14 protein-coding genes are annotated in these 14,395 nt (G+C 53.0%); 2 read left to right on the forward strand and 12 right to left on the reverse strand.

Annotation, left to right across the window (positions count from 1 at the left end):
- Positions 1–54: 54 nt before the first annotated feature.
- The 5 genes from EHV15_RS27680 to EHV15_RS27700 all read right to left on the reverse strand — a co-directional run bounded on the left by EHV15_RS27680 (position 55) and on the right by EHV15_RS27700 (position 4,112).
- Positions 55–1,038, reverse strand: a complete 984-nt coding sequence (locus EHV15_RS27680) for a HAMP domain-containing histidine kinase (RefSeq protein ID WP_128634067.1) — start codon at positions 1,036–1,038, stop codon at positions 55–57.
- Positions 1,039–1,041: 3 nt separating this feature from the next.
- The gene (locus tag EHV15_RS27685; RefSeq protein ID WP_128634068.1) at positions 1,042–1,737 is read right to left on the reverse strand and encodes a response regulator transcription factor; all 696 of its coding nucleotides are present in this window, start codon (positions 1,735–1,737) and stop codon (positions 1,042–1,044) included.
- Positions 1,738–2,044: 307 nt separating this feature from the next.
- Positions 2,045–3,136: a hypothetical protein gene (locus EHV15_RS27690; RefSeq protein ID WP_128634069.1), complete on the reverse strand. Its 1,092-nt coding sequence runs from the start codon at positions 3,134–3,136 to the stop codon at positions 2,045–2,047.
- Positions 3,137–3,168: 32 nt separating this feature from the next.
- Positions 3,169–3,615: a hypothetical protein gene (locus EHV15_RS27695; protein WP_128634070.1), complete on the reverse strand. Its 447-nt coding sequence runs from the start codon at positions 3,613–3,615 to the stop codon at positions 3,169–3,171.
- Positions 3,612–4,112, reverse strand: a complete 501-nt coding sequence (locus EHV15_RS27700) for an RNA polymerase sigma factor (protein WP_246061805.1) — start codon at positions 4,110–4,112, stop codon at positions 3,612–3,614. Before EHV15_RS27700 ends, EHV15_RS27695 begins: the two co-directional genes overlap by 4 nt.
- A gap of 455 nt (positions 4,113–4,567) precedes the next feature.
- On the opposite strand from EHV15_RS27700, the gene EHV15_RS27705 reads away from it, so the two are divergent.
- Both EHV15_RS27705 and EHV15_RS27710 read left to right on the forward strand, forming a co-directional pair.
- Complete coding sequence (locus EHV15_RS27705) at positions 4,568–5,728, forward strand: asparaginase (RefSeq protein WP_128634071.1); 1,161 nt, start codon at positions 4,568–4,570, stop codon at positions 5,726–5,728.
- 321 nt (positions 5,729–6,049) lie between these two features.
- Positions 6,050–6,418: a DUF423 domain-containing protein gene (locus EHV15_RS27710; RefSeq protein WP_128634072.1), complete on the forward strand. Its 369-nt coding sequence runs from the start codon at positions 6,050–6,052 to the stop codon at positions 6,416–6,418.
- Between the two features lie 336 nt (positions 6,419–6,754).
- On the opposite strand, the gene EHV15_RS27715 is transcribed toward EHV15_RS27710, so the two are convergent.
- The 7 genes from EHV15_RS27715 to EHV15_RS27745 all read right to left on the reverse strand — a co-directional run bounded on the left by EHV15_RS27715 (position 6,755) and on the right by EHV15_RS27745 (position 14,130).
- The gene (locus EHV15_RS27715; protein ID WP_128634073.1) at positions 6,755–7,663 is read right to left on the reverse strand and encodes an ATP-grasp domain-containing protein; all 909 of its coding nucleotides are present in this window, start codon (positions 7,661–7,663) and stop codon (positions 6,755–6,757) included.
- 145 nt (positions 7,664–7,808) lie between these two features.
- A complete protein-coding gene (locus EHV15_RS27720; protein WP_128634074.1) occupies positions 7,809–8,501 on the reverse strand; it encodes a DnaD domain-containing protein in 693 nt (230 codons plus the stop codon).
- A gap of 27 nt (positions 8,502–8,528) precedes the next feature.
- Entirely contained in the window at positions 8,529–9,824 is a 1,296-nt protein-coding gene (gene asnS, locus EHV15_RS27725) for an asparagine--tRNA ligase (RefSeq protein WP_128634075.1), read from the reverse strand.
- Positions 9,825–9,884: 60 nt separating this feature from the next.
- Positions 9,885–11,093, reverse strand: a complete 1,209-nt coding sequence (locus tag EHV15_RS27730) for an acetate/propionate family kinase (RefSeq protein WP_128634076.1) — start codon at positions 11,091–11,093, stop codon at positions 9,885–9,887.
- A complete protein-coding gene (locus EHV15_RS27735) occupies positions 11,090–11,962 on the reverse strand; it encodes a 3-hydroxyacyl-CoA dehydrogenase family protein (protein ID WP_128634077.1) in 873 nt (290 codons plus the stop codon). Before EHV15_RS27735 ends, EHV15_RS27730 begins: the two co-directional genes overlap by 4 nt.
- Before the next feature lie 136 nt (positions 11,963–12,098).
- Positions 12,099–13,604, reverse strand: a complete 1,506-nt coding sequence (locus tag EHV15_RS27740; RefSeq protein WP_128634078.1) for an AAA family ATPase — start codon at positions 13,602–13,604, stop codon at positions 12,099–12,101.
- On the reverse strand, positions 13,597–14,130 hold the full coding sequence (locus EHV15_RS27745; RefSeq protein WP_128634079.1) for a hypothetical protein: 534 nt from the start codon (positions 14,128–14,130) through the stop codon (positions 13,597–13,599). The genes EHV15_RS27740 and EHV15_RS27745 overlap by 8 nt, the downstream gene beginning before the upstream one ends.
- Positions 14,131–14,395 lie beyond the last annotated feature (265 nt).

The raw sequence follows: 14,395 nt of genomic DNA on the forward strand, positions 1-14,395 counted from the left end.
GGCCGCGCCCGGCTCCATGGCTTAATCTTACAGTTACCTTACAGCGTTGTAAGATTAAAAGACGCCGGAAAACACGATCCGCACCGTCGTTCCATGGCCGGCCTGCGACTCCAGCTCCACCCGGTGCCCCAATTTGCCGCAAATCTGTTTGACGAGGTACAGGCCCATCCCGGTGGATTCCTGGAAGCTCCGTCCGTTCTCCCCGGTAAAATAGGCATCAAACACCCGCGGCAAATCGCTCTCCGGTATGCCTACGCCTTCGTCGGCAATCTCCAGCACCACCTCCCGTTCCCGGGCAAAAGCGCGGAAGCGGATTTTGCCGTTTTCCCCGGTCGTATACCGCACGGCGTTCGTTACGATTTGCGTGAGCACGAACGACAGCCATTTTTCGTCGGAAGCGATCGTTAGTGTTTCTTCCAGCTCGATGACCGGAAACACTTTGCGCCGGATGAACAAACGTTTTTGCGCCGAAACAACCGATCTCACAAGCTGCTCCAAATCAAGCGTCTCGACCAGAAAATCATGCTCGAACGTGTCCAAACGGGCGGTATACAGCACCATCTCCAAGCCTTTGCGCAGCCGGTCCACCTCGTCGCCGATCGCTACCGCTTTGGGGTCGTCGTCGTTTTGCACCATCAAATGAATCACGGACAAAGGTGTCTTCATCTGATGCACCCATTGATTGATAAAATGCAGATGCCCGTCGATTTTGCTCTGTTGTTCGCTGATTTCCGCTAAGTAAAAACGGTACTGCGTTTTCAGCAGCTGCTGCAAACTGTCGGACAACGGCGAGCCCGGCTCTACTTCGCCAAACCCGCGAATCGCTCCGCGCGGCTCTTCCAGCCGGCGGTAAAACGTCCGGTTCGTCAGGTAGCGGAAAACGAGGTAAGCGGCCAGCAAGCAAGTGCTCAGCAGCGCGGCATACAAGCTGATCGTCAAATGACGGTAACCGTCCAGCCAGTAAACGAGCGTGATCACAATGAGCTGCAGCACATAAACCACGATCAGCGGACGCTGCTCCCGGATAAACAGACGCATTCCCTATTCCCCCCAGTTCGGCACCAGCCGGTAGCCTTGGCCGCGCACGGTTTGCAGCGCATCGTCGACGCCTAACGCGGACAGCTTTTTCCGCACCCGGGTGACGTATACGTTCAGCGTGTTGTCGTCGACGAATGCCTGATCGTCCCATATTTTCTCGAGCAGCCGGTCGCGGCTGACCACCTGTTCGCTTTTGCTCATCAATTCATCCAATATTTTCATTTCGGTCAGACTAAGCTCCACCCGGTTCTCGCCCAGGCTGAGCTGTAGCCGGTCGCGATCCAGGCGCAAGCCGGCCGCCGTTACGTGGCGCTCATTCCCGTTTCCGGCGTACGTTCCGTACGCGCGGCGCAGCTGGCTTTTGATTTTGGCGATAACGATGTCGTAATCAAACGGTTTGGTGATATAGTCGTCCCCGCCGTTTTCCAGCGCCATCACCTGATCCATCTTTCCTTCCCTCGCCGATAAAAATACGATCGGGCAGGTGGATAAGTTGCGGATCTGGCGGCACCAGTAATACCCGTCATATTTCGGCAGGTTCACGTCCAGCAGCACCAGATGGGGAGCGTAGCGCTCGAACACCTCTCTCACCGCGCCAAAATCCGTTACCGCAAAAGTGCTGTAGCCAAACTTGTGCAAATATTGCTCCAGCAAGACTACAAGCTGCTTGTCATCCTCGACGATAAATATTTTAAACATCGACCGATTCTCCTTTTTAGCAAAACCTACTTTTGCATTGTAACAAATTCGGGCTATGAAAAGAAAATAGAGAGATTCCCGCCCCCTAGGACAAAAATCTCTCTAATCTATATAAGTTGAACTATTGATTGTGCGGATCAGGGCAGCCGTGTGAAATGTTCTTACGATCGCTGTTGCTCCCAGATTTCTATGATTAAGTAGATTCATACAAGGTAGAAATCCGGTCACAAAGGCGACCACTGCCGTTTCTTCAGAATCATTTCACACTCTTGCCTAACTCCCGCATTTCTCTAGTTCAACTTATATATCACAAATCCTCGCCGCTCCAAAAAGGGTCCCGCCGCTTCGGTTTGAGCAGCAGTTTAAGTCCGCCGCCGATCAGCACCACGGCCACAAAAAGCGGGCGCAAATATTCGCGAATCCGGCTGTAAAGCCTAAGCTCGGGGAAGCGGGCGTCGATCGCCGGTACGATCAGCTCCATGCCGATAAAATAGATCCCCAGCACGATCAGAACAATGCCCAGCAAATGCTGATGATTCCCCCCGGTTTCAATAAGCGGCCGGTCCTCCATTGGCAAAATGCCGTACCGGCTCGTTTGCTGCAGGCCGTCAAAAAAGCAATAAAACCAAATGATCGGAATGAGGAACAGAAATACCGACAACCGCAGCACGTCGATGATGTAGAAGCTCCCCATGAACAGCACCATCATTTGCAGGCCGCGTTTTTGCAGCCCCAGGTACATTTGGCCGGCGCCGGGGAAAGCGGACAGCAGCGTGGCCAGCACTTTGCTGCGGCGCCCTTCGATCCGCCCGGATTCCCAATCATCCAGCAAAGTACGGTCCACAAGTATTTCCCCGGCCAGCTTCCGGTGCACCAATTGCACCGCATCAAACATGGCGTAGAGCCAAATGATCGGCAATAGGCCCAAAAACAGCAGGAATCCCGATTCATGAGTAACCCCTGTAACGAAAATCAAGACCGTAATCAATCCGAAAAAAGCGACCAGAAACGACAAGCCCCGCTGCATCAGCCCAAGCTGAAAATGCCCCAAGCCCGGTACGAACGACAGCAGAATCGTGAAAAATTTTTCCGGCTCCCGCCCCTCTCCGGACATCTGCCGCATATGATCGCGGTAAGCCTTCACTTCCGCCGGCTCGCGAAGCATGGAAATGAGCAGGTCAAACATCGAAATCAGCCAGAGAACGATCGCCGCAACAAAGGTTACCATCGCCAATTCCTCAGTATCGGTCGCGATCGCTACTACAAAGCCGAACAGCAATCCCCCAAAAAAGCAAACGGAATAAAAAACGCCCCTCCCCCGGTTTCCCCAATATAAATGGCCCAAACCCGGAATAAAATTCAATAGCAAACCGAGCAGCCGATTGCGCTCATACGGCATGTGTATCCATCCTTTCCCTCAAGTTTGAATATTTATCGTTTCCATTTGTCAAGCCAGCCCGAAGCGGCATCCATCATTTGCCGGCTGATCGAAGCGTCCTGCGAACGGTTCAAGTCCATCATATAGTTCGCGCCAGCGGCAAGCCGGTCAAAAAAGCCGCCGCTAAGCAGCAGCACGGTAACGGACGCGGCGATCACATAATGAACCAGGGGATGCCCGCTCCAGCGCTTCCTGTGTCTGTCTTCGTTCCGCCGCAGCTCCGTTTCCGGCAGCGCCGCCAACACACCTTGCATAAACGCGTCCTCATCCTCCGGTTTCGGCAGCACCGGTTCCAGGGTAGATAAAGCTTCCGCGTAAGCGGCAAAAGCCGCCTCATCGCCGAGCAGCAGCGCCTCCATCCGCTCCGCCGTCCCGCCTTCCACGTTCCCGTGAATATAATCGATCCACAGCCGGCGATCCATTTCCTTCTCCGCGCTCATCCCCATCCCTCCTTTGTCCAATGCCGGCGTATGTATGCCCTTGCCCGATACAGCCTCGATTCCACCGTTTTTACCGCAAGGCTCAGGTCCGCGGCAATTTGTTCATGGCTTTTTCCCTTCAAATAAAACTCCGTCACGATTTCGCGGTGTCCCGCCGGAAGCTCGGCGATTTTGCGGCGAAGCTCCAGGTTTCGTTCCGCATCCATCAATTTAAGTAAAATCTCGTCATCCTGAACGGGAAGTTTTACTGCCAGGTCGGCCGGATCCCATTGCTCTTCCTTGCGGCGGTCGCGGCGCCGCTTCAGATCGATCGCCTTGTTGACGGCAATGCGCGTCATCCAGGCTTTAAGCCCCTGGGACCGGTATTCCGGGAGAGATTTATAGATTTGCAGGAAGGTCTCCTGAGCGGCGTCCTCCGCTTCTTTGGCATCATGCAGCACCGAGTAAGTTACGCGGTAGATGTAGGTCCCATACTCTTGAACCAGCCAGCGGAACACGCTGCGATCTCCCTGCTGGAATCTTAAAATAAACGATGCTTCGTCAATCGCTCTCCCCTCCTCCCTAACAATAGACGTCGGCCGTCCGTCCTGCCCCTGCACTCTTTTTTTAAAATTAACGTTTAAGAACGCCAATCTTCTACAATCTTATAGGTATATCCTGTACACCCCAAAAGATATTTCCTGAATAAACCTTATTCGCATTAGCTCTTATGTAAATTTATATAACATACAAATAAATAGCCTATATAATTAAACCATTTATTCCTTTATGCTCAAATTAAAGAAAATTAGCTGTTATAACTTAAAAAAACGGAGTTTAAACGCTTACTTCAAGCCACAACCATATTGTCAAATAATATGACATCAACCTATAATCATTTCAAGTTAACGCGTGTCATGTCACTTTATATTACATATCGTTAACTTGACCACACATCTTGGAGGCTGATCGAATGAAGAAATGGAATTACCGCAATTTAAAAACATTATTGATTGCCGGACTCGCCGTAACCGCCCTGCTTCCCAATCTGTACCTGTCCCCCGCTTCCGCTGCCGAAGCGGCCGTAAACGGCACAGTGGTAACCGAAGCCGCCAAGCGGCTGCCCAAAGTCCAGGTGATCGCCACCGGCGGGACGCTCGCCGGATTATCCACCGATGAAACGAGCTTCCAGACCTATAAAGCCGGCTCACTGCCGATCGCCGATATGGTATCTTCCCTCCCGAATAAAGACAAAATCGCCGAAGTCTCCACCTATCAATTCGGCAATTCCGGGTCCAGCGCCTATACGATTGAGCAATTATACGATTTGTCCTTAAAAGTTGACGAAGCGCTCAAAACCCAAGACGGCGTCGTCGTAACGAGCGGAACGGACACGATGGAGGAAATCGCTTATTTCCTCGATCTAACCGTACGCAGTCCGAAGCCGGTTGTCGTCACCGGATCGATGAGACCGTGGACCGTTATCGGCACGGATGCCCCGGCCAATCTGTATAACGCGATCAAGCTTGCCGCCAGCGGCAAAACGAAATATTTCGGCACCGTGCTGATGCTGAACGACGAATTCCATGCCGCCCGGGAAGTGACCAAAGCAAACTCCTACCGGACCGACACCTTCGTTACGCCGGAGATCGGGGCTCTTGGATATATCGACGAAAACAACATCCGCGTGTACCGCGCCCCCTTCCGGGCGTTGAAATCCGCAAGTGAATGGGCTACCCCGTTTGACCTGGGCAAAATCTCCAAAACCAATCTGGCCAAGGTCGAAATCGCCTACTCCTATCAGGATGCCGGCCCCGGGGCGATCAGCGGTTTTGTGGCAGGCGGAGCCAAAGGAATCGTCACCGCCGGAACAGGCGCAGGCGGCATTTCCAAAGCGATGAGCGAAGAGCGTAAAGCCGCGATCGAAAAAGGCGTCGTGTTCGTCACGACGACCCGCACCGGCTCGGGCAGCAACTACTCGAGCGGAGACGGCATCATCGCCGGCGACAACTTGAACGCGGCGCACGCCCGCATCCTGCTCCTGCTCTGCTTGTCCTTCTCAGGCGACTTCGATACGGTCAAAGACTGGTTCACAACGATCGGCTACGGGCAAATCGAACTTCCGGAAAAATAACCGGACTATACCGCTAACGCGTGACGGACGCGCAGCCTTAGAGGAGGGATCGTAACATGCACTCCGCAAAATCAAACCGTGTCAGGATTATGCTGGCCGCAAGCCTCGCCGCGGCGCTGCTGCTGCCGGCCGCAGCGCATGGCTCACTCCAGGCGGACCGAAAAAAACGGAATTAAATGAAACCGCTCCGAACGCCTCTTTAAGTTCGGGGCGGTTTTTTCTTCGATCAGCCGTTCATTTTAACTGATTCCGCCCTCGTAAGATTTTACCCGATTGCTCCCGTATCCCCAGTAGAGTAATATAATAGCGAGGTGATCACTCATGCAAACCATGCTCGCACTTGGGGGAATCATGATGTTTCTCGCCGTGGCCCTCGGCGCGTTCGGCGCTCATGCCTTGAAAAATATCCTGACCGAGGAACGGCAGAAGACGTACCAAACAGGCGTCCAGTACCATATCGCCCACGGTTTGGGGCTGGTGCTGCTGGGGCTTACCGCCGCCCAGTCCGCGCACGCTTCGCAGATCGTCCTGGCCGGCTGGTTCCTGTTTGCCGGGATCGTGTTATTTTCCGGCAGTCTGTATGCCTTAAGCCTGACAGGCATCCGCAAGCTCGGTGCGATCACGCCGCTTGGCGGCGTTTGCTTCCTGGCGGGGTGGGCCATTTTCGTGGCGGCGGTGATTCAGGGATAAGCCCGGTCAACCGGGAGGCAACAAAGCGCAAGAAAAACCGCCGGAGTAATTCACTCCGGCGGCCTTAGAAGCTCCAGCAAAAATATAAGAGCAAAAAATGGCGTTATTCCGGCGATATCCCCCTTTGAAAGAGAAATAAAGGAAAATTATGCCGTTATTTCTCAAATCGTTGGCGAAATATCCTCGATCTGGACCATTCTAAGGAAATAAGGACAAAAAATATCGCTAATGGGGATGAACATACTCATATCCGGAGAATAAGCACATAAAAATCCGCTATTTCAGCGGCCTCCACCAAAACGGTGGCAGCGCGCCCCTCTCCAATCCGAAATTTACCTACTCAAACACGTTCAACCGCACCCGCAAAAAGTTGTAGATCTCCTCGGCGATATTGACCCGGCAGCAGGATTCAAGCCCCTCAAATCCCGGGGAGGAATTGGCTTCGCAAATTTTGTAATGATCCCCGTCGAACAGCAGGTCGATGCCGGCGATGTCCAGGTTTAGCAGCCTTGCGGTCTCCAACGCCAACCACTCGATTTCCGGATTGATTTCAAACGGCTCGACCGACCCGCCGCGGGAAAAGTTCGCCTTAAAGCTGTCGTTGCCGGACATCCGCTTCATCGCCGCAACGACGCGCCCGCCGATCGTCAGTACGCGCAGGTCCATCCCCCGGCTGGACTCGACGAATTCCTGAAGGATCATCGTTGCATTTTCTTTATAAGCATTGATCATTTCCAGCAAATCGATGAATTTCGATTTTGTTTCCGCCAAAAACACGCCACTCCCCTGCGAGCCGGAAATCGTCTTGACGACGACCGGAAAACCCAAATGTTTCTCGACCAGGTCTACATCCACTTTCGAGCGGATCAGCATCGTTTTCGGGACGGGCAAATTGTATTCGGCTAAAATTTGCAGGGTGAAGAGCTTGTCTTTGACCGTGTCGATGCTTTGGGACGAATTAAACGTGCGCACCCCCAGCCGCTCCAAGTGGCGGATCAGCGCCAACGCGAAATAATTCGTTCCCGCGCCCATCCTCGGCAGCACGAAATCGGGCAGCTGCAGCACTTCCCCGCCCACCATCACGCTTTTGCGATCGTCCCGGGTTACGATCAGTTCGAACTGTTCCGGAGCAAACACCCGCACATTGACCCCCTGCTTTTCAGCCTCTTCCATCAGCCGTTTTATTTCATAGGTTTCCGGCTTTACATCATTGGCGGAGCTTTTGTACATGATCCAGCCTTGCATGCGAACGACCTCCCGCTAAATTTACAGTCTCCTGATTCAATCATACGCTGATAGATAGTTACTAGTATGTTTTTAAATCATGATTCATGTAAAATGCAAAAAAAGGACCGCTGCTTCCGTCAAGAAGCGAGCAGTCCTTTTCAATTTATCGCATGCCGCTGCGGAACCGCTGCGTGTAGGCTCTTGCGTCCTCCGCCGTCCGTACGCGGTTGCGGCTCCATTCAAGCAGGATACGGTCAATGTACCGGAAATGCACTTTCCCGGCAAACACGGCCTCCTTCAAAGCCAGCAAAATGAGTTCTTCCGGATATTGATCCTGGTCCACCCAGCCGGAGATCGTTTCGCATTCCATCGGAGACAACGGGCGGGCGAATTCTGTCTCGAAAATGACGAAGAGATTGCGCTCCTGATCTTCCGGCGGCTCGGCCCCGAGCTCTCCCCGAAGCAAGTCCTTTTCCAAGGAGCTTTGCCTTTCGGCGAGAAATTGGCCAAGCCGCTCGTACATCCCCGACAAATTGTAGTGCTCCGCCTGAACCCCCGTGGTCTCATCGACCGTTTCATCGATGCTGATCCAGCCTTCCTTCAGCAGGCGGCGCAAAACGGCGGCAAGCCCTCCGGGGGCAATATCCAGCCGCAGCTCCAATTGCTCCATCGAAGGAAAATCGTTCTGTTCGGCCTGCTGAAACGCCAGCAATTGAATCAGCAGCATCGCTTCCGTATCGCTTAAATGAAGATCGCGGTAATGGACCAGCAGCGGATAAGGCACATTCACGGATCCGCTGCGCATCCCCAATGCGATGCCCTTGGCCAGCGATTTTTTACTCTCGGGTTTCGCCATTGTCCCACCTTCCTCTCCCGCCGTTCGTTATGGATACAAACGATACAGCATACGCGGGAACGGAATCGTCTCCCTCACATGGTCAAGTCCGCAGATCCAGGCGACGGTACGCTCAAGTCCGAGCCCGAAACCGGAGTGCGGCACCGAGCCGTACTTCCGCAAATCAAGGTACCACTGATAGGTTTCCGGAGACAGATTATGCTCCTGGAACCGGGCCTCCATCAATTCCGGATCATCGATCCGCTGGGAGCCCCCGATGACTTCACCGTATCCTTCCGGCGCGATCATATCGGCGCACAGCACCACTTCCGGCCGGTTCGGGTCCGGCTTCATGTAAAACGCCTTGATCGCCGCCGGATAATGCGTAATGAACACCGGCTTGTCGTAACGTTCCGCGATCGCCGTCTCATGCGGCGCTCCGAAATCCTCGCCCCAAGGAATGTCGAAGCCCTGCGTATGCAAATACTCAATCGCTTCATCATAGGTAATCCGCGGGAACGGAGCCTGGATGTTTTCCAGCTTGGAGATGTCGCGGCCGAGCGTCTCCAGCTCGGCGCGGCAGTTTTTCAATACCGACTGCACCACGTAGGTAACGAAGTTCTCCTGAATCACCAGGCTCTCCTCATGATCCGTAAACGCCATTTCCGGTTCAATCATCCAAAATTCGATCAAGTGGCGGCGGGTTTTTGATTTCTCGGCACGGAACGTCGGACCGAAAGAATACACTTTGCCGAGCGCCATGGCGGCCGCTTCCATGTAAAGCTGTCCGCTTTGCGTCAAATAGGCGTCTTCATCGAAATATTTGGTATGGAACAGGTTGGTCGTTCCTTCCGCGGAGGTCGGCGTTAAAATCGGAGGATCAACCAGGGTAAAACCGTTTTGGTCAAAATACTGCTGTACGGCGCGGATGATCTCCGCGCGAATGACCATGATCGCCCGCTGTTTGCTGGAACGGAGCCATAAATGACGATGGTCCATCAAGAAATCGACGCCATGTTCCTTCGGCGTTATCGGATAGTTTTCGGTCAAATGAATGATTTCCAGGTCCGTTACCGTCATTTCGTAACCGGACCCGCTGCGCGGCTCCTCGCGAATGACTCCCGTCACGTACAGCGAGGATTCCTGGGTTAAGCTTTTGGCGCGGTCCCAGGTTTCCTCCGACACTTCACTTTTCACGACGACCGCTTGGATGTATCCTGTCCCGTCGCGCAGCTGCAGAAACTGGATTTTTCCGCTGGAGCGTTTGTTATTCAGCCAGCTGCCGATAACAACCGTCTCCCCGACATGCTCATTCACTTGACGAATCACGGTTTTGACCGCCATGTCTTTATCTCTCCTCTAACGTCACAATATATTTAACCTATAGTCAATTTAATTCGCGGTTCAGCCCTTTGATTCCTGCACGATCCGGAGCGTATCGCGGGCGATCATCAGCTCTTCGTTCGTCGGCACGACCAGAACTTCCACTTTGGAATTCGGCGTAGAGATGCGGCGCGGATCGCCGGAACGAACCTTGTTCAGCTCTTTGTCGATTTCGACGCCAAGATAAGTGAGGTTTTCGCATACCTTATCACGAACGATTGCCGAATTTTCGCCAACCCCGGCGGTAAAGACGATTACGTCAACGCCGTTCATCGCTGCGGCGTAAGCGCCGATATATTTGCGCAGGCGGTATTCGTACATTTCAAAAGCGAGCGTTTCATTCGGCTTGCCGGCTTCCCAGCCGTCCGTAATATCCCGCATGTCGCTGCTGCTGCCGGAAATGGCCAAAAGCCCGCTGTGCTTGTTCAGCATGGAGTTCACTTCATTGATCGTAAGCTCCTCTTTGTTCATCACGTACGGAACGATCGCCGGATCGAGATCTCCGCTTCTCGTGCCCATGATCAGGCCTTCGAGCGGCGTCATTCCCATGGAGGTATCGACGGAAATCCCATCCTTAACCGCAGTCAAGCTGGCGCCGTTGCCGATATGGCAAGTAATAATTTTGAGATCTTCGATCGGACGGTTCAAAAATTCGGCGGCCGTCTTGCTCACATAAGCATGCGAGGTACCGTGGAAACCGTAACGGCGGACCTTATGCTTCTTGTAGAGCACTTTCGGAATCGCGTACAGATAAGCTTTCTCCGGCATCGTTTGGTGAAACGCCGTATCAAATACGACCGTATGCGGCACGTTCGGCAGGTTCGCTTCAGCCGCAGTAATCCCCATCATGCTTGGCGGATTATGTAACGGAGCCAGGTCGAACAGGCGGCGGATTTCCGCTTTGACTTCCCCGGTGATCAGCGCCGAGCTCTTGAAAGCTTCCCCGCCATGAACGACGCGGTGGCCAACGGCATCGATTTCGTCGATGGAATCCAGAACGCCGTGCGTTTTGTCCACAAGTTTATCCAGCACTTTGCGCATCGCCGTGGTGTGCTCCAAAATATCGCTGACCTCGGTCACTTCCTCCTTACCCGTCGGTTTATGGGTCAAAATGGAGGAATCCAGGCCGATCCGTTCAACAAGCCCTTTGGCCAATACGGATTCGTCCGTCATGTCGTACAACTGGTATTTCAGCGAGGAACTGCCCGCGTTAATGACTAAAATTTTCACAGCCGGTCACCGTCCTTATCGTATTTGAAAAATCCTTCGCCCGTTTTCACGCCCAGATTGCCGGCGCGAACCATTTTCTTCAGCACAAAGGATGGACGGTATTTCAGTTCTCCGAATTCGCGGAACATCCGTTCCAGCGCGGCCAGCACCGAATCCAGGCCGAAGCGGTCGGCCATTTCCAGCGGCCCGTATTGGAATTGGTACCCCATGCGCATCGCTTCGTCGATTTCTTCCGCGGAGGCGACGCCTTCGCCAAGCACGTGCAGCGCTTCATTGATCATAACGCAAATAATCCGGGACGTAACGAAGCCCGGGGATTCATATACCATGATGCCGCGCTTCTCCACAACTTCCTCCACGAAACGTTTCGTTTCTTCGAATGTGGAATCCGAAGTTTTCAAGCCGCGGATAATTTCAACCAGGTCGATTTTGGCAACAGGATAAATAAAGTGCATGCCAATAACCCGTTCCGGATATTTCGTGGAACCGGCGATTTCCGTCAAGCTGAGGGTCGACGTATTGCTCGCCAAAATGATGTGGCTTGGGCAAACCTGATCCAACTGCTTGAACACTTCTTTTTTGGCGTTCACATCTTCCGAAATGGTCTCGATGACCATATCGCAGGTGCCGAGCTCGGCAAAATGAGTTACTTTATGGATCCGGGATAAAATCAGCTTTTTCTCGGCCTGCGTAATCGCCCATTTTTCGAGCTGCTTATCGAGACTTGTCTCAATCATGCTGTAAGCATGGTCCAATTTTTCGTTTGTTTCCTCCACCAGCAGCACATCGAGCCCTTTGCCCGCGAGCATTTCGCTGATGCCCTGCCCCATCGTGCCGCCGCCGATGACGCCTATTTTCTTGTAATTCATGGTCCTCTCGCTCCATCCTTTCATGATCTCTGCATAATATTGTTCCCCAGATGTCGAATAATACATCTTTTTATACCCAACATATAATAATATCTTAGCATGACGAAAAAGTAAAAAAAATAACCGGCATCAAGTTTTATGCCGGTAAATGCAGACTGTCACGAAAATGACATCGGAATTGTTCGCCGGAAAGGCGTTCTTCTTTAAATAAAACCTCGAGCGATTTGTCGAATACTGCCGAATGTTGGGTCAGCATTTCTTTTGTCTTTGCGGCCAGCTCATCCAAAATCCGCGTATTTTCGTTCATCAAAACCTCCGTCGTCACCATATCCATGTTGACGATGCCAAGCGAAGTCAGCCCGGAGGTCATCATCGTATGCACGATTCTCAGCGCTTGTTCAAAGTCGTTGCTCGAGCCCGTGCTGCGCCCGCCGTAATAAATTTCTTCCGCGGCCGCGCCCGCCAGAGCAACCATGATTTGTCCTTCGAGATAGTCTTTCGTGTACAAATATTTTTCATCCTGCGGGTTGTGCCGTACATAGCCCAGCGCTCTTCCGCGCGGACTAAGCGCGACTTGATTCACGCTGCCCGGAGCGACAACCTCGGCGGCGATCGCATGGCCGAGCTCGTGGATCGCCACGCGGCGCTTCTCTTCCTCGTTCGCCTGCCGGTCCGTCTTCTCGCCCATCATCACTTTATCGATCGCCATCGACAGATGGGGCTGCAGGATCTCGGCCGCACCTTCGCGCATCGCGTAGATGGCCGCTTCGTTCATGACGCTTTCGAGCTGCGCCCCCGAGAATCCGAACGATTCCTCGGCCACCTTCTCCAGGCTGACGCTTTCGTGCAGCGGCTTATTTTTCGCATGCAGCTCCAGAATGTGGAGCCGGCCCTTTTTATCGGGCAAGTCGACCTGAATGTGCCGGTCAAAACGGCCCGGCCGGAGCAAAGCGCCGTCCAGCATTTCCTTGCGGTTGGTCGCGGCGATCAGCAGAATGCGCGGCGCGTCTGACGAATAGATCCCGTCCATTTCGGTCAGGAGCTGGTTCAGCGTCTGGTCGTATTCGCGCTGCTGCCCGCCTTCCCGTTTGCCGCCGATCACCTCGATCTCATCGATGAAAATAACCGCGTTCTCCTTGTTTTCTTTGGCCGCGCGCGTCTTCGCTTCCTTAAACAGGTCGCGGATGCGGCTCGCGCCCACACCGACATACATCTCCACAAATTCGGAGCCCGAAGCCGCCACAAACACCGCGTTGGTGTGCTGTGCGGCTGCTTTCGCCAGCAGCGTTTTCCCGGTCCCGGGAGGACCGGTCAACAAAATCCCCTTAATCGGCCGTATGCCGAATTTGCTGATTTCCTCATGGCGCACCATAAAATCAAGCGCTTCACGCAATTCCTGCTTGGCGCTTTCCTGGCCGCCGATTTCCTCGAACGTCAGCTTGGCCGGGCCTTTTTGCTGGCTTTTCCGCTCCTGGGCCGCTCCGATCGCAATTCCGCCCCCGCGCATTTTGATCGCCGCAAACAGCACGCCGAACAAAACAAATAAAATCACAAGCGGTACGACGTTATAACCGACGATCGCCAGGAACACGAGCAGCACCGGAATAAATCCTACCGCCGCCTCCACCATCCATTTACGCATTTGGCCATGCCCCCAATCGCTGTGGAGTCCGCGGCAAAATGATAAACTTGCTGGCTTGTCCGTCCGTCAGCGTAATGTAGACATTATCCTCGTCCATCTCCGCTTTGGCCGTCACCTTGGTGTTCGCCTGCTCCATTTGCTCCAGAGCGGACGTGATTTCCGTATATTTCTTCGTCTCCATCGCCTGCGCCACGCTGAACAAAGCCTTCTGCCACAACTCGTCCAACACCGGCGAGGAATGATCTTTCACGTCCAGCTTCAGCGTCCGGCTGCCGATTTGCCGCTTTCCGTCCTGTTCTATTTTTTTTACCAGGTTGCTGAGATCCGTCCCGGGTGCGAGATCCAGCTTCACGGCAAGTTCGTTCGGCTTAATATCCAACTGAACGCCGTTTACGCCATCATAAGTTTTTACGATATTTTCCAGCGGACGCTCAATCGCCCACTGCCGATATATGAACCATCCGCCAAACAGTAATACGGCGGAAATGACAACACTCGACACAACTGGTCCAATACGCAGTTTCACGTGATGTCCCCCTTATCTATATTCTGAAGTGGTTGCTTTTAGCAAGAACCGAACTAATTGGATACATTCTTGATATATCAAATCGTATATCAAATCCACAAATAAGAGTATATCACATGATCTATCAAATATCGAAAAAAAGTATGACTATATTTCAAATTTTAAATGGGTTCACTGCTACAAATTCTCAAGCACTTACAAAAAAAACGGCCTCCACGTTCAAGCAGCTGAACATAGAAACCGTATGCTTCATATCTCTTATTCT

The organism is Paenibacillus oralis (assembly GCF_003863965.1).
Classification (GTDB): Bacteria; Bacillota; Bacilli; order Paenibacillales; family Paenibacillaceae; genus Fontibacillus; species Fontibacillus oralis.